The organism is Pseudomonas sp. PSPC3-2 (genome assembly GCF_049897085.1).
GTDB classification, from domain to species: domain Bacteria; phylum Pseudomonadota; class Gammaproteobacteria; order Pseudomonadales; family Pseudomonadaceae; genus Aquipseudomonas; species Aquipseudomonas paraveronii.
Map to the genome: position 1 here is coordinate 1 of NZ_JAFCVO010000016.1, position 21683 is coordinate 21683.

Sequence of the window (21683 nt, forward strand, 5' to 3'; positions counted from 1 at the left end):
GCACCTCGCCTAGGCTCGGTGTGCCCGAACGCAGGCTTGAATCCGTGGGCCGCCGTCATGGGCCATCCATGGCCCAGGACGGCTAACCCGGCGTCCTGCCGGGTTACCCACGGATTCAAGCCTGCGTTCGGGCACACCGAGCCTGAGCGAGGTGCCGAGTGGTGGGGCAAGAGCCCTTTGGTTACTTTGGGGCTTTTCCAAAGTGACCCGCTGTAAGAGCGGAACCCTAAGCCGCCGTTACCGAAAAAACGGATATGTACTCAACCCAACTCAACTCAACCCAAAAAGCCGGTCGGCCCAGAGGCCGCCATCACCGCCAACCCCCACACTTGACCACGCCCGCTCCAGGAATCAATTGCCCCCTCAACATGGCAAGATGAACGCCGCTCAGGTTTACTACTCCCTGAGTAATGGAGTCACCGACCTTGCGTGTCGGCTCATCAAGGTCACTGAATGGACAACTACACCCCCCGCACCTGGCAACCCCACGAGCGTCCGGCCCTGCCGGGCTCGCCGTCGACGCCGCTGCACCCCACCCACAAACGCTGGCTGTATGCACTGGTCGGCGTCCTGGTCGCAATCACCGGCGGCCTCGGCAACTCGTTGGTAATCGCCAACCTGCAATACCTGCAAGGCGCCCTCGGCGCGACCACGGCGGAAATGGCCTGGCTGCCCGCCGCCTACGTCATGACCAACGTGTGCATGAACCTGCTCTTGGTGAAGTTCCGCCAGCAATTCGGCCTGCGTGCGTTTACCGAGGTGTTCCTGGTGCTGTATGCGCTGGTGACTTTCGGCCACTTGTTCGTCAACGACCTCAACTCCGCCATCGCCGTGCGCGCCGCTCACGGGATGGTCGGCGCGGCGCTCAGTTCCCTGGGGTTGTACTACATGATCCAGGCGTTCCCGGCCAAGTGGCGCTTGAAAGCCTTGGTGCTGGGCCTGGGCACCGCGCAGTTGGCGTTGCCGTTGGCGCGGCTGTTTTCCGAAGATTTGCTGCAAATTGCCGAATGGCGTGGCCTGTACCTGTTTGAGCTGGGCATGGCGCTGATCTGCCTGGGCTGCGTGTTCCTGCTCAAGTTGCCACCTGGCGACCGCTTCAAGACCTTTGAAAAACTCGACTTTCTCACCTTCGCCATCCTCGCCAGCGGGGTGGCGCTGCTCTGCGCGGTGTTGTCCCTCGGGCGGATCGACTGGTGGCTCGAAGCGCCGTGGATCGGTGTGGCGTCGGCCTGTTCGCTGGTGCTGATCATGACCGGCCTGGCGATTGAGCATAACCGCGCCAACCCGCTGCTGATGACCCGCTGGCTGGGCAGCGGCACCATGATTCGCCTGGCGCTGGCGGTGATCCTGATTCGCATGGTGCTGTCGGAGCAGTCCACCGGCGCGGTGGGCTTCATGCAGATGTTGAACATGAGCTACCAGCAAATGCACACGCTGTACGTGGTGATGTTGGCGGGCGCGGTGGCCGGGCTGGTGGTCAGTGCGTTGACGATCAACCCGGCGCACTTGCTGATGCCGCTGGTCATTTCCCTGGCACTGATGGCCACCGGGTCGGTGATGGACAGTTTCTCCAGCAACCTGACTCGCCCGCAGAACCTGTACATCAGCCAGTTCCTGCTAGGCTTTGGCGGCACGTTTTTTCTCGGGCCGACCATGGTGCTGGGCACCAAGAACGTATTGACCAACCCGCGCAACCTGGTGAGTTTTTCGGTGATGTTCGGCATTTGCCAGAACCTCGGCGGCCTGATTGGCGCGGCGTTGCTCGGGACGTTCCAGGTGGTGCGCGAGAAGTTTCATTCGAGCATGATCGTCGAGCACCTGACCCTGCTCGATCCGCGTGTCGCCGCGCGGGTGCAGAGCGGCGGTGCGGCCTATGGCGGTATCGTCGCCGACCCGGACTTGCGTAACCTCATGGGCATTCGCAGCCTCGCCACGGCGGCGACCCGTGAGGCGAATGTGATGGCTTACAACGATGTGTTCATGCTGATCGCGATCGTCGCGATCCTGACCATGCTCTGGATCTTTACCCGCAGTCTGTGGCTGTTAAGCACCACCAAAGCGGCCACTCCCGTTCAACCTAGCGGCGCTTCTTCATGACCGAACCGACCACCACCACGACCACCACCAACGCCATCGCCGCCACCCCTGAAGGCGCCACCCCACCGGGTGCCACGGTCACCGAACCGCGCTCCTCGGGGGTGCGCATTCTCTCGTCCCTGGGCTTTGCCGCGATTGCCCTCGTCGGCGTGTTGATCGTGCTGTATGCCTGGCAATTGCCGCCGTTCAGCAGCGCGGTGGAAACCACCGAGAACGCCCTGGTGCGCGGCCAGGTCACGATCATTGGCCCGCAGCTCAGCGGCTATGTGTTCGAAGTGCCGGTGCAGGACTTCCAGTACGTCAAGGCCGGCGACCTGCTGGTGCGCCTGGATGACCGCATCTACAAGCAGCGCCTGGACCAGGCCCTGGCGCAACTGGCGGTGCAAAAGGCCGCGCTGGCGAATGTGGTGCAGCAACGCAACAGCGCCGAAGCCACTATCAAACTGCGCCAGGCCGCGCGGGTAGACAGCCAGGCCCAGGCGCGCAAAAGCACCGCCGACCTGCGCCGCAATGAAGCGCTGATCAGCGACGGTTCAGTGTCCAAGCGCGAACTGGACGTGACCCGCGCCGCCAATGCCCAGACCCTCGCCGCCGTGGCGCAGGCCCAGGCCAGCCTGGAAATCGCGCGTCAGGACCTGCAGACGGTGATCGTCAATCGCGGTTCACTGGAAGCCGCCGTGGCCAGTGCCGAAGCGGCGGTGGAGCTGGCGCGGATCGACTTGTCCAACACCCGCGTCACTGCGCCGCGTGACGGCCAGTTGGGGCAGATTGGTGTGCGCCTTGGCGTTTACGTCAACTCCGGCGCGCAGTTGATGGCCCTGGTGCCGAAGCAGTTGTGGGTAATCGCCAACATGAAAGAAACCCAGATGGCCCACGTGCAGGTTGGCCAGCCGGTGACGTTCACCGTCGATGCGCTCGACCACCGCAAGTTTCGCGGCACGGTGCAGTATATTTCCCCGGCGACCGGCTCGGAGTTCAGCCTGTTGCAGGCGGATAACGCCACCGGCAACTTCGTCAAGATCGCCCAGCGTTTGCCGGTGCGGATCACCGTTGATCCCGACCAGGAGCAGAGCGAGCACTTGCGGCCGGGGTTGTCGGTTGTCGTCAGTATCGACACGGCCGGCCGCCTGAAAAACAGTCCGCCCTGACACCACTGATACAACACAAATCAAAACTGTGGGAGGGGGCTTGCTCCCGATGGCAGTGTGTCAGCCACTACATGCATGACTGATCCACCGCCATCGGGAGCAAGCCCCCTCCCACAGTTGGAATGTATTTCAGGGTGAAATTGAGTTGGACCGACTGATTGTGTTCCAGCAATTTCAACCCCGGCCGCCCCGGCAGGTGATGGGCATTCACCGGATGGCTCACCGGCTCGATGCAAAAGAACCCCAGCCCCGGCGGGCAGTACAGCAGGAAGTAATCGGCGCCCGTGGCCTGGCATTCCAGGGCATAACCCAGCTCCGGCTGTTCGATCCGGCAATGCCCGTCCCACTGGGAAAAACCGTTGTCCACCAGGCCCTCGGGGAGGTTTTTCGACGCCTGGAAGTCCCAAGCGTGCGGCACCGCCGCCAACCCCGTGGGTAGCTTGGACGCATCGCTCAGCCACACCTGCGACGCCTTGGCCTGCAACCGCGTGGCCGGCAGGCGCGGCAAGTAGGGATGCAACCCCAGGCCGTGCCACGCCGCCTGTTCGGCCAGATGGGTGACGCGCAAGGCGATGCTCAGCTCACCGTTGCGCAGTCGAAACCGCTGCTCGGCGCGGTAGGCGAACGGCGTGGCGCATTCCAACGCAAGCAGCACTTCATCCGCCGACTGGCTGACCACGCGCCACGCCTGTTGCCAGGCCGACCCGTGAATCGGCAGCGGATCGGTGAGGCTGTTGGGCGTGAGTGCCAGCCAGCCCGCGGGCGTGTCGAAACCGCCGTTGGCGATGCGATTGGACCAGGGCGCGAGGGGATAGCAGGCCAGTTTGCCAGGCAGGCCGGTGTCCAGCGCCGCTTGATCGCTAGGCCGCAGCAGGGGCTGGCCGCTGGCGCGCACGCGCCAGTTGACGATGCTGCCGCCCACGGCCGGGGCGAGGGTGAGGTGGGTCAGGTGGTCTTGCAGTTCAATCAGCATCACAGCACCAGCCCTGGCAACCACAGCGACAATGCTGGGATGTAAGTCACCGCGATCAACACCAAAAACAGCACGCCATAAAACGGCAGCAGCGCCTTCACGGTTTTCTCGATACTCACCTTGCCCACCGCCGCTCCCACGAACAGCACCGCGCCGACCGGCGGGGTGATCAGGCCGATGCCAAGGTTGACCAGCATGATCATGCCGAAGTGTATCGGGTCGACGCCGATGCCGAGCACCACCGGCAGCAGGATCGGCGTGAGGATCAGGATCAGCGGCGCCATGTCCATCACCGTGCCGAGCAACAGCAGCATGACGTTGATGCACATCAGGATCACGTAGCGGTTGTCCGACAGGGTCAGGAACAGCGTGGTGATCTTCGCCGGGATCTGCATCAGGGTCATGATGTAGCCGAAGCTGGCCGCGAAGGCGATCAGGATCATCACGATGGAAATGGTGCGCACCGTGCGGTGCATCAGCTTGGGCAGCTCGTTCCATTGGTAGTCGCGGTAGATGAACATGGTCACGAAGAACGCCCACAGCACGGCGATCGCGGCGGACTCGGTGGCGGTGAAGATGCCGGAGAGAATGCCGCCGAGGATGATCACCATGGCCATCAGGCCCCACAGCGCGTCGGCGCAGATTTTCAGCGCTTGCTTGAGCGGGATGACTTCGCCCTTGGGGTAGTCGCGCTTCTTCGCGAAGATCAGGCACAGCACCATCAGGCACGCGCTCATCAGCAGGCCCGGGACCACGCCGGCCATGAACAGCGAGGCGATCGACACCGTGCCGCCCGCCGCCAGGGAGTAGAGCACCGAGTTGTGGCTGGGCGGGGTCAACAGCGCCTGTACCGAACCGCTGATGGTCACCGCCGTGGCGAATTCGCGGGGGTAGCCACGGCGTTCCATTTCCGGGATCAGCACCGAACCGACCGAGGCGGTGTCGGCCACCGACGAGCCGGAGATTGCGCCGAAAAACGTCGAGGCCATGATGTTCACCAGCGACAAGCCGCCGCGCACAAAACCCACCAGCACCCCGGCAAATGCAACCAGCCGCCGCGACATGCCGCCCTCGGCCATGATCGCGCCGGCCAGCACGAAGAACGGAATCGCCATCAGCGAAAACTTGTTCACCCCGCCGGCGATCTGAATCATCAGGGCCTGGTACGGAATGTCGATCCACCACGCGCCGATCAACGCCGACAGGCCCAGGGCATAGGCCACCGGCATGCCGATCAGGATCAAGCCGATAAAGCTGCCCAACAGAATCAATGCGTCCATATCAGGCAGCCCCTTCGCTTTCTTCAACCAGGTCGAAGCGCACGACCCGTCGGTTGCTCTGGTCACCGAGCAGGAGTTTTTCCACCACGAAGATCAGGGTCAGCAACCCGCCAATCGGGATCGGCATGTAGGTGATGCCCACGCGCAGGGTGGGGATGGCGCTCATGAACTGGTTCCAGGTGGACAGGCACAGTTTGCTGCCCCAAATGGTCATGAACAGGCAGATGGTGCCCATGAGCAATTGCGAGAGGATGCCGACGATCTGGCGTTGGCGTGCAGGCAGGCGGTCGGTGACCATCGCCACCGACATATGCGCCCCGGCGCGGTAGCTGGCGGCGGCGCCGATAAAGGTGAACACCAGCATCAGCAGGATGGCGGTGGGCTCCGGCCAACTGGAGCCGGTGCCGAGGATATAGCGGGCGAAGATGCCCCAGGGGATGATCAGCGCGACCCCAAGGACCGAGAGGCCGGCGACCCAGATGCAGGTCATGTAGATACGGTCGTTGATGCGCAGCAGTCGATTCTTCATGGCGTTCACCGTGACCGGGCGCGTCAATGCCGACCGCGCCGGGCCTTATGCGAGAGGCAGGGCAGGTTATTGAACGGCGTCGATGCGCGCGATGATGTCGGCGAAAGGCGCGCCGTACTTGGCGCGAACCGCTGCGGTGGCGTCGTAGAAGGGTTTTTTGTCGACTTGGATGAACTCCACGCCGGCCGCCTTGAGTTTTTCCTCGCTGCTGGCGGATTTTTTATCCCACAGCACGCGCTCATCGGCCTGGGCGGCCTTGGCGGCGTTTTTCACCATGACCTGTTGCGCAGGGGTGAGCTTGTTCCAGGTGATTTTCGACATCACGATCGGTTCGGGCAGGATCAGGTGCTCCGTGAGGGTGTAGTACTTGGCGTTTTGATAGTGGTTGTGTTCTAGCAGGGTCGGTGGGTTGTTTTCGGCGCCATCGATCACGCCTGTCTGCAAGGCACTGAAAATTTCGCCGGTGTCCATGGCGATACCGTTGGCGCCCATCGCATTAAATGCGTCGATGAACAGGGGATTACCTTGCACGCGAATTTTCATGCCCTTGAGGTCTTCGATTTTGCGTACCGGCTTTTTGCTGTAGAGGTTGCGTGTGCCGCCGTCCATCCAGGCCAGGGCGACCAGGCCGAATTCGGAGTCGGTGATCTTGGCGAGTATTTCATCGCCGATCTCGCCATCGATGACTTTGCGCATATGCGCCTGGTCACGGAATACGAACGGCAGATTGAACACGTTCACGTCCGGCACCACCGGGCCGACAATGCCGAGGCTGACGCGGGTCATTTGGACCGCGCCGACCTGGGCCTGTTCGACGACTTCTTTTTCCGAACCCAGGACTCCGCCGGGGAAGTATTTGAAGGTCAGTTCGCCGTTGCTTGCTTTGGTGAGGGCCTTGCCCATGTTCTCTTCGGCCACGACGGTGGGGTAGCCGGCGGGGTGGACGTCGGCGAATTTGATTTCCAGCGCGTGGGCGGCGCTGCTGAGGGTGAAGACTGCGGCGGCGAGCAAGGTGCGTTTGAAGTCCATGGGCGGTCACTCCTGTCTTGTTATTGTTGTATTCAAGGCACAGCGATGCAGCTAGAGGGTGAAGTGCGGTTCGGGCAGTCCTTGGACGCCAGGGTTGAGGGCGAACACGCCGCCGGACAGCGACTGCTCACTCGGGTCGTCACGGATCGAGGTGACGAATAAAGTGTCCAGGCGACTGCCGCCGAAGGCGCACATGCTGGGTTTTTTCACCGGCACGCTCAGGGAGCGGTCCAGGCGGCCGTCGGGGGTGAAGCGGTGGATCAGGCCGGCGTCGTTGGCGCAGATCCAGTAGCAACCGTCGACATCCACAGCGGCGCCGTCAGGGCGGCCTGGGTGTTGCTGCATGTCGACAAATACGCGGCGGTTGCTCGGCGTAGCGGTTTCGGTGTCGTAGTCGAAGGCCCAGATCTGTTGCACCAGCGGGTGCGAGTCCGAGACGTACAGCGTGCGGCCATCAGGGCTGAAGGCCAGGCCGTTGAGGGTGATAAAACCCTCTAACTGCGCATGCGGCGCGGCGCCCGAAGCGTAACGGTAGAGGATGCCAGCGGCGGCATTCGCGCCCATATCCATGACCATGCTGCCAGCCCAGAAACGGCCCTGGCGATCACAGCGCCCATCGTTCAGGCGCATGCCCGCGCGCGGGTGCGCGACCTCGGCCAGCGGCGTGGTGTCGAGGCTGCCGTCGTTGTGCGCGGTGAGCTGGAAAAAGCCGCTTTGCATCCCGGCGACCCAGTTGCCTGCACCGGTGCGGGCAATGCAGGCGAGCATCTGCGGGGCTTTCCACGCGTCGATATGGCCGGTGGCGGCGTTCCAGCGTTGCAACCCGCCGTTGGGGATATCCACCCAGTACAGGGCGTTTTCTTCGGGCACCCACACCGGGCATTCGCCCACGGCATTGCGGGCGTCGACAATCAACTCAGCAGTCATGGCAACTCATTCCCTTGGGTGAGTGTGGCGTCAGTCACCGAATGGTCCCGCTGCGCAAAAAGCGCCGCCCTGGTAGACCTTGGCCGGGTCATTGGCGGCGAGCGGCGGCAGGGCCTCGACCTGGGCGCGGAACCCTTCGGAGCTGTCTTTTGGGGTAAAGCCCAGGTGCGCGGCGTAGCGGTTGTCCCACCAGGTATCGAGGTTGGCCGACATGCCGTAGACCACGGTGTGGCCGACGTTCGGCGTGTACAGCGCGCGTTCGAGCAGTTGGGTCAGGTCGTCGAAGCTCAGCCAGGTGTGCATCATCCGGCGGTTCTGCGGTTCGGCGAACGACGAGCCGATGCGGATGCTCACGGTCTCGATGCCGTAGCGGTCGAAGTAGAAACTGGCCATGTCTTCGCCGTAGGACTTGGACAGCCCGTAGTAGCTGTCCGGGCGACGTGGCGAGTGGGCATCGAGTTGTTCGCCTTGTGGGTAGAAACCGATCACATGATTGGAACTGGCGAAGATCACGCGTTTGACGCCATGGCGGCGCGCGGCTTCGTAAATATGGAAAATCCCGCAGATATTGGCGCCGAGGACTTCTTCGAACGAGCGCTCTACCGAAACGCCGCCGAAATGCAGGATGGCGTCGACGCCTTCGACCAAGTGGTGGACCGCCTGTTTGTCGGACAGGTCGCAGGGGTGTACTTCTTCATCGACGCCGGCGGCGGCCATGTCGGCGATATCCGACAGGCGCAGCACCTGGGCATACGGCCGCAGGCGTTCGCGCAGGACATTGCCGAGGCCGCCGGCGGCACCGGTGAGGAGGAGGCGGTTGAAGGGCGTTGGGGTAGTGGCGGTCATCTGGATTCCAGTTTTTGTTGTAGGTTGTCGTATGACTATGCCGGAGTATTGTTAGTGAGTCTCAGGTTGTCAATGTTGGAGGGGCTTGCTCCCGATGACGGTGTATCAGGTAATGTCTCTGTGACTGACCCACAGCCATCGGGAGCAAGCCCCTCCCACAATGGATGTGCACGGGTTTTAGATTTTTAAAGCAACGAAATCGGATAGCTGATGAAGACCCGGTTCTCATCAAATTCGTTATTGCTAAAGTCCCGCCGCATGGTCGAGTTGCGCCAGCGCACGTTGAGGTTCTTCAGTACACCGCTTTGCACCGTGTAGGCCAGCTCCGATTCACGTCCCCATTCCTTGCCGTCGGTGATCGTGCCGGTGTGGACGTTACTGCCGCTGATGTAGCGGTTCATCAGGGTCAGCCCCGGAACGCCGAGCACCACGAAATTGAAGTCATGGCGCAGTTGCCAGGATTTTTCCTTGGCGTTGTCGTAGCTGGCGTTGTAGCTGTCGTTGGCCAGGGTGCCGCCGCTGGTGCCGTTGACTCGCATCCATGCGCTGTCACCGCTGAGTTTTTGCAGGCCGACGTAGAAGGTGTTGCCGCCGTACTTGGCCGAGAGCAGGGCGAAGGCGGTTTTGTTGTCCAGGTCGCCGGCCAGGGCGCTGCCGTCTTCCTTGCCGTTGAAGAAACCGAGGTTGGCGCCCAGGGTCCAGTCGCCCAGCGGCTGGCTGTGGGTCAGGTTGAGGTACTGCTGCTGGTAGATGTCGCTCAGTTCGGCGTACCACAGGCCGACCTGGGTGCGCTTGTCGTTGAAGGTGTATTCGCCGCCGCCGAAGTTGAAGCGGTCTGAGGTGAAGGCGGCTTTGCCGTTCATGAACATGTCTTCCATGCTCGCATCGTTGCGCGGGCTGTTACCGCGAAACTGGCCGCCGTAGAGGGTCAGGCCGGCGATTTCATTGGAGGTGACCTGGCCGCCCTGGAAGGTCTGCGGCAGGGAGCGGCCATCGTCCGAGCGCAGGATCGGCAGCACGGGCATCCATTCGCCGACTTTCAATTCGGTGTTCGACAGCTTGGTTTTCAGCGCCACGCCCAGGCGCCCGAAGTTATCGGCGGGGCGCCCGTCGTTGTGAACCGGCAGCAACTGGGTGCCGGCGGTGCCTTTGCCGCCGTCGAGCTTTTGCGAATACAGGCCCAGCACGTCAATCCCGAACCCCACGGTGCCCCGGGTGTAGCCGGATTTGGCGTCTAGGATGAAGTTCTGCGTCCACTCTTCGGCCTTGGCCTGGGGGTTGGACGGGTTGGTGAAATTGCGGTTGAAGAAGGCGTTGCGCACGTTGAGCGTGGCCTTGGCGTCGTCGACAAACCCTTCGGCCTGGGCGGTGAGGGGCAGGGTGAAAGCCAGGCTGCTGAGACCGATAAGGCCGAGACGCGAGGAGGAATTGCGGGCGAATTGACGCACAGTGACGCTCCCTTTTGTTTGTTGTTTTTATTATTTGTCATACGTCGTCGTACAACATTGGGGCGATACTTGCGGGGTTTTTGTGGCTTGTCAATCAGAAGTTATACGATGACCAGGCTTGACTGATCAAAAGTGGCCGCAGTCCAGGGAGGGAGCTGGATCGTGCCGACGATGGATTCAGCCAGCCACGACCATCGGCGGCAGGGTGCCGAGGAGGGAGACGGCGGCTACCGCTGAAACACCTAGTAACCATTCAGCCATCACACTGGCCTTCAAGGTCTCCAGTCGCTGTTCGCAGCGATCGATACGCAAGCGGTTCAGCAGCGCCAGGGCCAACATGCCCAGCACCAGCATTGCCTTGATCAGCAGAATCAGGGCGAAACCGTTGAACAGCGGGGTGGGCCACAGTTGTCCGGTCAGTACGCGAACATTGATCAACCCGGTGACCAGCAAGCCGGCGACCAGGCCATAACCCACGCCGCTGAAGCGCCGCAAAATCGGCTCCAGCCCCTGGCGTTGCGGTTGGCGCAGGATCAACACCAGCAACAGCAAACCGCCAAGCCAGGCGCCCACGCACGCCAGGTGTACGACCTGGTTGAGGATCAGCAACTGCCCGCTGAGCCCGTTGAGCATGGCGCCGTGACCGACCGGTGCGAGGGTCGCCAGCAGCAGGCTGAGCAAGGGCAGGCGCAACGCCGGCCAGGGTTTGATCAAGGCGATCAGCAGCAACAGGTTGAGCAGCAGATGCCAGAGCCACACTTGGCCAAAAAAGGTTTTGCCCAGCACCAATTGCACCGTGGCCGGTTGCAGTGCGGCGTCCCAGCTGCCGGCCATGCTGGCGGTAATCAGCAGCAACCAGGCCACGCCGGAGCCGAGCCCCAGCCAGGCCAGGCCACGGCTGATACGCAGCAATTGCCGGTCCAGCGCCGGCTGCGGTTCATTGGCCATCAGCCAGGGCCTGAACACACAGGCCCCGAACATCAACAAGACGACGATGAAATGCAGGAAGCGGCACAGCACCAGCAGCGTCGCCATAGGTTATTGGCCGACCTTGAAGCTGTATTCACCGTTGCTCTTGTGGGTGTCGACCGAGACGGCGTTCCACACCACTTTGTAGGTGCCAGCCGCGAGTGGAGCGGCGGGCGTCACCACCAGGGTTTTCTTGTCGGCATCCGGGGTTGTCAGGCCCTTGATCGCGATTTCGGTGCCGTCCTTGCTCAGGGATACCTTGGAAAAAGTCGCCTCCACGCCTTCGCTGAAGCTCAGGCGCACCTCTTTCGGTGCGGTGACGCTGCTGTCTGCCGCAGGCGTCGCGCTCTTGAGGTGCGCATGGGCAAACGCGGCCGAGGCGCCCAGCAGGGAGGCCAGCAGGGCGACGGTGGTCAGGGTTTTCTTGATCAACATTAGGCAACACCAATCAATGGGTAGGGGCGCCAGTGTACGAAGTTTCGGCTCCGCCTGTCGCCCCGATCTAGAGCGGGTGGTAGTCTTTCCGTTATGTCTTTGTCAGGGAGCCCTTATGGGCAATCACAAGATCGGAATCCGTCGAGTCAACGTCGAAAAAATCCTGCTGGCCGCGGAGAAGATCTTCGCCGAGAAGGGGTATGGCAGCACCGCCATGGCCGATATTGCCGCAGAAGTGCAACTGCCGCGCTCCAACCTGCATTACTACTTCACCACCAAGAGCGAGCTGTACAGCGCGGTGCTGTTTGACCTGTTGGAAGTGTGGAAGCAGGACGCCTTGAGCTTCGAAACCTTCGATGACCCGCGGGTGGTGCTCAGCAGCTACATCCGCGCCAAGATGCAACGCTCACGCACGCGGCCGTATGGGTCGAAGGTCTGGGCCAACGAAATCATGCACGGCGCGCCGACGCTCGGTGAGGCGTTGGATGAAAGCCTGTACGACTGGGCCAAGATGAAGGAAGCGAAGATTCGCCAATGGGTGGAAGACAAACGCATCCTGCCGGTGGAGCCGGCGAGCCTGCTGTATATGATCTGGGCCTCGACCCAGCACTACGCCGACTTTGATCATCAGGTGAAGATTCTGAACGATCACCAGCCGTTGTCGGATATGCAGTTCGAGAGGGCGATTCAGACGGTGACCAGTGTGATTTTGCGCGGGATTGGGTTGGAGCCTTGAGGCTTGAGTTTTGTGGTGAGGCTGGGGGCCTCATCGGGGGCAAGCCCCCTCCCACATTGACTGCATTTTATCTGAAGGAATGCGGTCAACTGTTTGAGGCTTGAGTTTTGTGGTGAGGTTGGGGGCCTCATCGGGGGCAAGCCCCCTCCCACATTGACTGCATTTTGTCTGAACGAATGCGGTCAACTGTTTGAGGCTTGAGTTTTGTGGTGAGGCTGGGGGCCTCATCGGGGGCAAGCCCCCTCCCACATTGACTGCATTTTGTCTGAAAGAATGCGGTCAACTGTTTGAGCCTTGAGCCTTGAGTTTTGTGGTGAGGTTGGGGGCCTCATCGGGGGCGAGCCCCTCCCACAGTGGATCGCATTTTTTCAGACATAATGCGCTCAATGTGGGAGGGGGCTTGCCCCCGATAGCGGTCTACAGGACTACACCGCTTCCCGATAGGGATTACGCGGGTCCTGGGTCCAATTCAAGAACGGCTTGCCGGTGTCCACCGTCACCATCTCGATGCAATCGGCCACCGGGCAGGTGATTTGGCACAGGTTGCAGCCCACGCACTCATCATCGATCACCTCGTACTTATGCGTGCCGTCCGCCTGTTTCAAGCTGGCGATGGCCTGGTGCGACGTATCCTCACAGGCAATATGGCAACGCCCGCAGCCGATGCAGGCGGCCTGATCGATCTTGGCGATCACCTGGTAGTTGATATCCAGGTACTTCCAGTCCGTGGTATTGCCCACTGCGCGCCCGGAGAAATCCTGCAGGCTGGTGTAACCCTGACTGTCCATCCAGCGCGACAGGCCGTCCTTCATTTCTTCGACGATGCGAAAGCCATGCAGCATCGCCGCCGTACACACCTGCACGGCGCCGCAGCCGAGGGCGACGAATTCCGCCGCATCGCGCCAGTTGCCGATGCCGCCGATCCCGCAGATCGGCAGGCCGTGGGTCTGCGGGTCGCGGGCGATTTCGGCGACCATGTTCAGTGCGATCGGCTTCACCGCTGAACCGCAGTAACCGCCGTGGGTGCTCTGGGTGCCGACCGTCGGCAGGGCGACCATGCGCTCCAGATCCACGCGGGTGATGGAGTTGATGGTGTTGATCAGCGACACCGCATCCGCCCCACCGCGATACGCCGCACGCGCCGCCACGCGAATGTCGGTGATGTTCGGCGTGAGCTTGACGATCACCGGCAGCGAGCAGTACGTCTTGCACCAGCGCGTCACCTGTTCCACATACTCTGGCACCTGGCCCACCGCCGCGCCCATGCCGCGTTCCGGCATGCCATGGGGGCAGCCGAAGTTCAGCTCGATGCCGTCGCACCCGGTGGCTTCCACCAGGGGCAGGATGTTTTTCCAGGACTCTTCGACGCACGGCACCATCAGCGACACGATCAACGCGCGGTCCGGCCAGTCCTTTTTGACCTGGGTGATTTCGCGCAGGTTGATCTCCAGGGAGCGGTCGGTGATCAGTTCGATATTGTTGATGCCCAGCACTTCGCGGTTAGCGCCATAGTGCGCCGAGTAACGCGACGACACGTTGACCGCCGCCGGGTCTTCGCCGAGGGTTTTCCAGACCACGCCACCCCAGCCCGCTTCAAACGCGCGGACCACGTTGTAGGCCTTGTCGGTGGGCGGCGCGGAGGCCAGCCAGAACGGGTTGGGGGCTTTGATACCAGCGAAGACAATCGAGAGATCGGCCATTACGCAGCCTCCACGTTGAGCATGAGTTGGGCGTGCATGGCTTCTGCCGCCAGCTTGCCGTGTTGCACCGCCTGGACGGTGAGGTCCTGGCCGAGGCTGACGCAATCGCCGCCGGCATACACGCCGGGGATGCTGGTGCGCAGGTGCTCGTCGACGAAGATGCGCGCGCCGACCCGCTGCAGTTGCTGCGCCAGCGGGTCGTGCAGCGCGGCGTTGTCGAAGCCTTGGCCGATGGCCTTGAAGATCGCGTCGGCGGCCAGTTCGAAGGTCTCACCGGTGGACTGCAGGCGCCCGTTGTCCATGTGTGTGCGTGCGAAACGCATGCCGCGCACGTGGCCTTCAGCGTCCAGCAGCACTTCTTCCGGTTGGGCCCAGGTCAGTAGGCGTACCTGATTGGCCTTGGCGATGTCCTGCTCATGGCCGGTGGCGCCCATGTCTGCCAGGCCCCGGCGGTACACCAGGTTCACGTCGCGGGCACCGAGGCGGGCCATTTGCACGGCCATGTCGATGGCGGTATTGCCGGCGCCGAGCACGATGCAGCGGTCGGCCAGCGGCAGTTGGCTCAGGTCGTCGGCCTGGCGCAGTTCGCGGATGTAATCGGTGGCGGCGAGCAGGCCGGGGGCGTCCTCATGGGGCAGGCCGAGTTGCTTGCTGGCGGCCAGGCCGAGGCCGAGGAATACCGCATCGAAGTGCTGGTGCAGTTCGCTCAAGGTCAGGTTGTCGCCCAGGCGCTGGCCGTGGCGGATTTCGATACCGCCGATCTGCAGGAGGAAATCCAGCTCCTGCTGCGCGAAATCATCCACCAACTTGTACTTGGCGATCCCGTATTCATTCAGGCCACCGGCTTTTTCCCGGGCTTCGAAGATCACCACATCGTGGCCGTGCAACGCGGCGCGATGGGCGCAGGCCAGGCCGGCCGGCCCGGCGCCTACCACCGCGATGCGCTTGCCGGTGGTGGCGGCGCGCTGGAACGGGTGTTCGCTGAAGTGCGCGTTGTCGATGGCGTAGCGTTGCAACAGGCCGATCAGCACCGGGGCGCATTCTTCGGCGTTGTTACGCACGCAGGCTTGCTGGCACAGGATCTCGGTGGGGCAGACCCGGGCGCAGCTGCCGCCGAGGATGTTGGCCGAGAGAATCTTCTGCGCGGCGCCTTGCACGTTATCGGTGTGGAGGTTGCGGATGAACGACGGGATGTCGATCTCGCTGGGGCACGCGTTCACGCACGGCGCGTCGTAGCAATACAGGCAGCGCGAGGCTTCCAATTGCGCCTGGCGGGCGTTGAGAGGCGGCGCCAGGTCGGTGAAATGGCTGGCGAGGGTGGCGCCGTCTTCATGGGGATGGGGGAGGTGGGTCAGGGTCTGGATCACGGTGTGGGCCTCACGGTTTTTTTGGATTGCCTCTGGCGGGCATTTTTGTTGCCTGGGCTGGCCTCATCGGGGGCAAGCCCCCTCCCACAGTGATCGCATTGTGTCTGAAAGCATGCGGTCAATTGTGGGAGGGGGCTTGCCCCCGATAGCGCTCTCAGCGGTTCACAGCAACCGGCTTGGAGCGCTCAGCCCGCTTGCTCAACTGCTCGAACACCGCCGGGTACGTCGGCCGTTCCACATACCGCCCGGCACCGCGTTCGGCGCGCAGGTCGCCATCGGCCCAGACCAGCTTGCCCTGGCTGATGGTATGGCTCGGCACGCCGCGCACGGTCTTGCCTTCGAAGATGTTGAAGTCGACGTTCTGGTGGTGGGTCTTGGCGGAAATCGTGCGCGTGCCCTCGGGGTCCCACAGCACCAGGTCGGCGTCGGCACCGACGCGGACCGCGCCTTTGCGTGGGTAGAGGTTGAAGATTTTCGCGGTGTTGGTGGAGGTCAGCGCGACGAATTGCTGCATCGACAGGCGCCCGGTGTTGACCCCTTCGTCCCACAACAACGCCATGCGGTCTTCGATACCGGCGGTGCCGTTGGGGATCTTGCTGAAGTCGTCACGGCCGGCGGCTTTTTGCTCAGCGCAGAAGCAGCAGTGGTCGGTGGCGGTGGTGTGCAGGTTGCCCGATTGCAGGCCGCGCCACAGCGCTTCCTGATGCCCGCGCGGGCGGAACGGCGGGCTCATCACGTAGCCGGCGGCGGTCTGCCAGTCGGGGTGACGGTAGACGCTGTCGTCCAGCAGCAGGTGGCCGGCGAGTACTTCGCCGTACACCGCCTGGCCTTTGCCGCGGGCGTAGGTGATTTCATCCAGCGCTTCCTGGGTGGACACATGCACCAGGTACAACGGCGTGCCGATGGTTTCGGCGATACGAATCGCGCGGCTCGCCGCTTCACCCTCGACCTGGGACGGACGCGACAGCGGGTGCGCTTCCGGCCCGGTGATGCCCTGGGCCATCAGCTTGCGTTGCAGGTGATACACCAGCTCGCCGTTTTCTGCGTGCACGGTGGGCACCGCGCCCAGCTCCAGGCAGCGCTCGAAGCTGGCCACCAAGGTATCGTCGGCCGCCATGATCGCGTTCTTGTAGGCCATGAAATGCTTGAAGCTGTTGATGCCGTGGTGGCTGACCAGCTCGGCCATCTCCTCGCGCACCTGCTCGCTCCACCAGGTGATCGCCACGTGAAAGCCATAGTCGGCCGCCGACTTTTCCGCCCAGCCGCGCCATTGGTGAAAGGCTTCGAGCAAGGATTGCTGCGGGTTGGGAATCACAAAGTCGATGATCGAGGTGGTGCCGCCCGCCAGACCCGCTGCTGTGCCGCTGAAAAAATCCTCACTGGCCACGGTGCCCATGAAGGGCAGTTGCATATGGGTGTGCGGGTCGATGCCGCCGGGCATCAAGTATTGGCCGCTGCCATCGAGGACTTCGGTGCCAGCGGGAATGTCCAGGTCCGTGCCAATCGCGCGAATTAGACCGTCTGCGCATAAAACATCGGCGCGGTAACTTTCATCGTGGGTAATGATGGTGGCGCCACGGATCAACAGCGACATGTCGAGTTCCTCACAAGGCTTGACCGGCTTGTGCCAGTTCTAAGTGTTGTAGTTCTTTCCAGCGCAGGTTTGTAAAACCTGTCATGGGTGACAGGAATAGAAACTAGCCGGTGTTTTTAGAATGAGCAAGAAGATTTTTCCTACGTCTATTTGCTTTTTAACTAGTTGAATTTAAACAATAAAAAATAAAAATCACCAAAATGTAGCGAGCGCTCACCATTTTGACGCACTTGACAGGTTTACAGTATGAGTAACATTTCTTATTGCAAATCAGGCGCTTGAGACTTGCCACTTGACGGCGGCGGCAAATAAAAATAATTGTGTTGCACCAGATTGAGTCCTGAATGTTCGGCCAACTTTCGCGTTATCCAGCCTGTGTCACGCGGCAAGTACCGCAGGATTAATCGGTGTTTGAAATAAAGCTGATAAACATCAGCGAGTTATATACGCGGTGCGGGGTCGGGTTGGGTTGTCGGCACGGTTATTGAGTGCAGTGGCGGCTGGCCGGACCCGTGATGTCATGTTGTTTACGAGGTACTCCGGCCACCTGCACCGACCTTGCAGGTGAGCAACAATAATTCGAAAAAAACCGTGGAGCGGCCATGCAACAGAACAGATCGCAAGTCATTGAACGCAACGGCCTGTACGAACTCGACGCCGGCCCCGACGTCCTCGACAGCCCTCGCTACAACCACGACATGGCACCGACCAAGGTGCATGAACGCACCTGGAACAAGTGGCACATCACCGCGCTGTGGGTCGGCATGTCGATCTGCGTGCCCACCTACACGTTGGGCGGGGTGCTCACCGCGTACTTTGGTTTGTCGGTGGGCGAGGCGCTGATGGCGATCCTCCTGGCCAATATCGTGGTGTTGATCCCGCTGACCCTCAACGCCTTCCCCGGCACCAAATACGGCATCCCGTTCCCGGTGTTGCTGCGTTCTTCATTCGGCATTCTCGGCTCCAACGTGCCGTGTCTGATCCGGGCGCTGGTGGCGTGTGGCTGGTTTGGTATCCAGACGATGTTCGGCGGGTTGGCGATTCACCTGTTTCTGGGCTCGATTTTCGAGGGTTGGAAGGCCTTGGGCGGCACCGGTGAAGTGATCGGCTTCATGATCTTCTGGACCCTGAACCTCTGGGTGGTGCTGCGGGGCGCCGAGTCGATCAAGCGCCTGGAAACCTTGTCGGCACCGCTGCTGGTGGCGGTGGGCATTGGCCTGCTGGTGTGGGCGATGCCGAACGTTTCCCTCAGCGAGTTGATGGCGATCCCGCCCAAACGCCCCGAAGGTGCGAGCCTGACCGGTTACTTCATGGCCGGCCTGACCGCGATGGTGGGCTTCTGGGCCACCTTGTCGCTGAACATTCCCGACTTCAGCCGCTACGCCAAGAGCCAGAAGGACCAGATCCTCGGGCAGATTTTCGGCCTGCCGTTGACCATGTTCCTGTTCGCCGCCCTCGGCGTGATCATGACTGCGGCGTCGGTGAAACTGGTGGGCGTCAGCGTGTCCGACCCGGTCACGCTGATCGGGCATATCCAAAGCCCGGTGTGGGTCGCCGTGGCCATGGCGTTGATCATCGTCGCCACCTTGTCGACCAATACTGCGGCGAACATCGTGTCGCCCACCAACGACTTCCAGAACATCGCGCCCAAGCTGATCAACCGCACCACGGCGGTGATTCTCACCGGGTTGGTGGGGTTGGTGTTGATGGGGCACGAGTTGCTGAAAAAACTCGGGCTGATCGTTTCCGACGTGAGCCTGGAAACCGTGTATTCCAACTGGTTGCTCGGTTATTCAAGCCTGCTGGGACCGATCGCCGGGATCATGGTGGTGGACTATTTCATTACGCGTAAACAGCAATTGGACCTGGCCGGTTTGTACCGTGACGACGTGTACCCGGCGTGGAACTGGAAAGGCTTTCTTGCGTTTGGCGTGCCGGTGGTGCTGACGCTGTTGTCGTTGGGCAGCGATGCGTTCAGTTGGTTCTACAGCTATGGCTGGTTTACCGGTTCGGCGTTGGGCGGCGTGTTGTATTGCGGCCTGAATGCCGGGCGCGGGGTCAGCCCGGTCGCCGTTAAATCTTCGTTGTAAACCCGCTCAAGGTGGGAGCTGGCTCCCACCATTGACCGAGTCAATCCATAAGAAATGTAGCCTGAGGAGATCCCCATGAACGCTGCCCTGGACGTTCTGCAATCGACCCATCAGCACATCAACCGCGACCGTTTGTGGCAGTCGCTGATGGACCTGGCCAAACTCGGCGCCACCCCCAAGGGCGGCGTGTGCCGCCTGGCCCTCACCGACCTCGACCGCCAGGCCCGCGACCTGTTCGTGCAATGGTGCGAAGAGGCCGGGTGCAGCGTGACCGTCGACGGTATTGGCAACATCTTCGCCCGCCGGCCGGGGCGCAATCCCGACCTGCCACCGGTGATGACCGGCAGCCATATCGACACCCAGCCCACCGGTGGCAAGTTCGATGGGTGCTTCGGCGTGCTGGCCGGTGTGGAAGTGCTGCGCACCCTCAACGACCTCAAGCTGCAAACCGAGGCGCCGCTGGAAGTGGTGGTGTGGACCAACGAAGAGGGCTCGCGCTTCCCGCCGTGCATGATGGGCTCGGGGGTGTTTGCCGAGAAATTCAGCCTGGCCGATACCCTCGCCAAGGTCGATGCGGCTGGCGTCAGCGTAGGCGATGCGCTGAATGCGATTGGCTACGCGGGGACGCGGGGGGAGAGTGGGCATAAAGTCGGCGCTTACTTCGAAGCGCATATCGAGCAGGGGCCGATTCTGGAGGACCAGAAAAAAACCATCGGCGTGGTGCTCGGTGCCCTCGGGCAAAAGTGGTTCGACCTGACACTGCGCGGCGTGGAAGCCCACGCGGGGCCGACGCCGATGCACCTGCGCAAGGACGCCCTGGTCGGCGCGGCGGTGGTGGTCGCGGCGGTGAATGCGGCGGCGTTGGGGCATCAGCCGCATGCCTGTGGCACTGTCGGTTGCTTGCAGGCTTATCCGGGCTCACGCAATGTCATCCCGGGTGAAGTGCGCATGACCCTGGACTTCCGTCACCTGGAACCGGCGCGATTGGATTCGATGATTGCCCAGGTGCGCCAGGTGATCGACGAAACCTGCGCCAAGCATGGGTTGAGTTTTGAAATGGAACCCACCGCCGACTTCCCACCGCTGTATTTCGACAAAGGCTGTGTGGACGCTGTGCGCGATGCCGCGAATGGGTTGGGGTTGTCGAACATGGACATCGTCAGCGGGGCAGGGCACGACGCGATTTTCGTCGCCGAACTCGGCCCGGCGGGGATGATCTTCGTGCCGTGCGAAGGTGGCATCAGCCACAACGAAATCGAAAACGCCGCACCGGATGACCTGGCGGCGGGGTGTGCGGTGTTGTTGCGGGCGATGGTGGCCGCCTCGGCAGCCATCGCCAGCGGTAAGTTGGCTGCCTGAAATGCGCTAAAAACTGTGGGAGGGGGCTTGCTCCCGATGGCGGTGGGTCAGTTACAGATAAGCTGGCTGAACCACTGCTATCGGGGGCAAGCCCCCTCCCACATGGGTTTTGCGGTGTTCATACATTGTGTGTCTGGCGCAGGATCAGTGTGGGAGCAAGCCCCCCCACAGTTGAACTGTGTCTATACCCAAATGGCATCCCACAACGGGTAGTCGCCAATCCGGCTAACCAATCCCGCTCGCAATGGATTGGCCACCACATACCGGGCCATTTTCACCAAGTCGTCTTCCTGGCGCAGCGCCCGGTCATGGAAACTTTCCTGCCAAAGCCGCCCCTTGCGTCCGCTTGCGCCATTAACGGTCCTGGTGCTTTTGGACTTCACCTGGCACATCAAGTCCGCCAGCGAGCCTTTTTTCAGTTCGAGCAGCCAATGGAAATGGTCCGGCATGATCACCCATGCCAGGGAGTTAGCCAGCCCTTGGTACTGAGCTAATCGAAACTGCCAGACCACCAAGCGACCGAGATGGAAATTCTTGAATATCGGGATGCGTTCGTGGGTGTTGGTGGTGATGAGGTAGATACGGTTCGGTTCGCTGAATCGACCGATGCGCAGGCGGTGTGAAGCGGGTAAGTCAGGCATTCCTTGGCCTCTTTCTGGGTGTGTTTTGAGAGGCTAGATAGAGGGGCTTGGGATTGATGGACATGCTTTTGGCAGGATGTGTCTGAAAGGGCGCAATCGGGAGCAAGCCCCCTCCCACATGGGTTCTGCGGTGTTCATACATGGTGTGTCTGGTGCAGGGTCAGTGTGGGGGTGGGCTTGAACCCTCCCACATGGGTTCTGCGGTGTTCATACATGGTGTGTCTGGTGCAGGGTCAGTGTGGGAGGGGGCTTGCTCCCGATGAGGCCGGAACTGACGCCACCGCTATTGCGGCCGAACCTGCGCGCCTTCCCGCATCCGGCAAATTCCCAGCGCCATACCGCGCTGCGGCCCATCGACATTCGAAGGCTAGATGTGCGGCGATGGAGTTGATCGATTCCAGATCCTGGGTGGCATTGACCAGCAGCGTTTCGGTGTCAAGGTCGGGCCCGAGGCCTGAATATGCGATGGATCAGTCGGTGATGTTTGGCTGATCTACCGCCATCACAGGCAAACC

General features: G+C 61.8%; 18 protein-coding genes and 1 pseudogene. 5 read left to right on the plus strand and 14 right to left on the minus strand.

Annotation, left to right across the window (positions count from 1 at the left end; all coding sequences use genetic code 11):
* Positions 1-453 precede the first annotated feature (453 nt).
* Together ACP7CJ_RS22650 and ACP7CJ_RS22655 are read left to right on the plus strand one after the other, a co-directional pair.
* Positions 454-2097 (plus strand): MFS transporter, encoded by a 1644-nt coding sequence (locus tag ACP7CJ_RS22650; RefSeq protein WP_247407625.1) that lies wholly within the window; start codon positions 454-456, stop codon positions 2095-2097.
* Positions 2094-3245 (plus strand): HlyD family secretion protein, encoded by a 1152-nt coding sequence (locus tag ACP7CJ_RS22655; protein WP_426102078.1) that lies wholly within the window; start codon positions 2094-2096, stop codon positions 3243-3245. The genes ACP7CJ_RS22650 and ACP7CJ_RS22655 overlap by 4 nt, the downstream gene beginning before the upstream one ends.
* Before the next feature lie 67 nt (positions 3246-3312).
* On the opposite strand, the gene ACP7CJ_RS22660 is transcribed toward ACP7CJ_RS22655, so the two are convergent.
* The 9 genes from ACP7CJ_RS22660 to copC form a co-directional block, all read right to left on the minus strand.
* Entirely contained in the window at positions 3313-4218 is a 906-nt protein-coding gene (locus ACP7CJ_RS22660; protein WP_426102080.1) for an aldose 1-epimerase, read from the minus strand.
* Positions 4218-5498: a TRAP transporter large permease gene (locus ACP7CJ_RS22665; protein WP_426102082.1), complete on the minus strand. Its 1281-nt coding sequence runs from the start codon at positions 5496-5498 to the stop codon at positions 4218-4220. The genes ACP7CJ_RS22660 and ACP7CJ_RS22665 overlap by 1 nt, the downstream gene beginning before the upstream one ends.
* A 1-nt stretch (position 5499) precedes the next feature.
* A complete protein-coding gene (locus tag ACP7CJ_RS22670; RefSeq protein WP_253396959.1) occupies positions 5500-6027 on the minus strand; it encodes a TRAP transporter small permease in 528 nt (175 codons plus the stop codon).
* A 66-nt stretch (positions 6028-6093) separates the two neighbouring features.
* Positions 6094-7056: a TRAP transporter substrate-binding protein gene (locus ACP7CJ_RS22675; protein ID WP_426102084.1), complete on the minus strand. Its 963-nt coding sequence runs from the start codon at positions 7054-7056 to the stop codon at positions 6094-6096.
* A 51-nt stretch (positions 7057-7107) separates the two neighbouring features.
* Complete coding sequence (locus ACP7CJ_RS22680) at positions 7108-7983, minus strand: SMP-30/gluconolactonase/LRE family protein (protein WP_426102086.1); 876 nt, start codon at positions 7981-7983, stop codon at positions 7108-7110.
* Positions 7984-8013: 30 nt separating this feature from the next.
* Positions 8014-8829, minus strand: a complete 816-nt coding sequence (locus ACP7CJ_RS22685; protein WP_426102088.1) for an NAD-dependent epimerase/dehydratase family protein — start codon at positions 8827-8829, stop codon at positions 8014-8016.
* 185 nt (positions 8830-9014) lie between these two features.
* On the minus strand, positions 9015-10277 hold the full coding sequence (locus ACP7CJ_RS22690; protein WP_426102090.1) for an OprD family porin: 1263 nt from the start codon (positions 10275-10277) through the stop codon (positions 9015-9017).
* Positions 10278-10454: 177 nt separating this feature from the next.
* Complete coding sequence (gene copD, locus ACP7CJ_RS22695; protein ID WP_276193686.1) at positions 10455-11312, minus strand: copper homeostasis membrane protein CopD; 858 nt, start codon at positions 11310-11312, stop codon at positions 10455-10457.
* Between the two features lie 3 nt (positions 11313-11315).
* Complete coding sequence (gene copC, locus ACP7CJ_RS22700) at positions 11316-11681, minus strand: copper homeostasis periplasmic binding protein CopC (protein ID WP_276193685.1); 366 nt, start codon at positions 11679-11681, stop codon at positions 11316-11318.
* Positions 11682-11796: 115 nt separating this feature from the next.
* On the opposite strand from copC, the gene ACP7CJ_RS22705 reads away from it, so the two are divergent.
* A complete protein-coding gene (locus ACP7CJ_RS22705; protein WP_247403662.1) occupies positions 11797-12417 on the plus strand; it encodes a TetR/AcrR family transcriptional regulator in 621 nt (206 codons plus the stop codon).
* 425 nt (positions 12418-12842) lie between these two features.
* On the opposite strand, the gene preA is transcribed toward ACP7CJ_RS22705, so the two are convergent.
* The 3 genes from preA to hydA form a co-directional block, all read right to left on the minus strand.
* Complete coding sequence (gene preA, locus ACP7CJ_RS22710) at positions 12843-14117, minus strand: NAD-dependent dihydropyrimidine dehydrogenase subunit PreA (protein WP_276193684.1); 1275 nt, start codon at positions 14115-14117, stop codon at positions 12843-12845.
* On the minus strand, positions 14117-15484 hold the full coding sequence (locus ACP7CJ_RS22715) for an NAD(P)-dependent oxidoreductase (RefSeq protein WP_426102092.1): 1368 nt from the start codon (positions 15482-15484) through the stop codon (positions 14117-14119). Before ACP7CJ_RS22715 ends, preA begins: the two co-directional genes overlap by 1 nt.
* 154 nt (positions 15485-15638) lie before the next feature.
* Complete coding sequence (gene hydA / locus ACP7CJ_RS22720; protein ID WP_426102094.1) at positions 15639-17078, minus strand: dihydropyrimidinase; 1440 nt, start codon at positions 17076-17078, stop codon at positions 15639-15641.
* A 602-nt stretch (positions 17079-17680) separates the two neighbouring features.
* On the opposite strand from hydA, the gene ACP7CJ_RS22725 reads away from it, so the two are divergent.
* The gene (locus ACP7CJ_RS22725; protein WP_426102096.1) at positions 17681-19168 is read left to right on the plus strand and encodes an NCS1 family nucleobase:cation symporter-1; all 1488 of its coding nucleotides are present in this window, start codon (positions 17681-17683) and stop codon (positions 19166-19168) included.
* 75 nt (positions 19169-19243) lie between these two features.
* The gene (locus ACP7CJ_RS22730) at positions 19244-20527 is read left to right on the plus strand and encodes a Zn-dependent hydrolase (RefSeq protein ID WP_276193680.1); all 1284 of its coding nucleotides are present in this window, start codon (positions 19244-19246) and stop codon (positions 20525-20527) included.
* 182 nt (positions 20528-20709) lie between these two features.
* On the opposite strand, the gene ACP7CJ_RS22735 is transcribed toward ACP7CJ_RS22730, so the two are convergent.
* Both ACP7CJ_RS22735 and ACP7CJ_RS22740 read right to left on the minus strand, forming a co-directional pair.
* Positions 20710-21168, minus strand: coding sequence for an REP-associated tyrosine transposase (locus ACP7CJ_RS22735; RefSeq protein ID WP_276193679.1), 459 nt, complete (start codon positions 21166-21168; stop codon positions 20710-20712).
* Positions 21169-21451: 283 nt separating this feature from the next.
* A pseudogene (locus ACP7CJ_RS22740) lies at positions 21452-21635 on the minus strand (DUF6124 family protein).
* Positions 21636-21683: the final 48 nt, after the last annotated feature.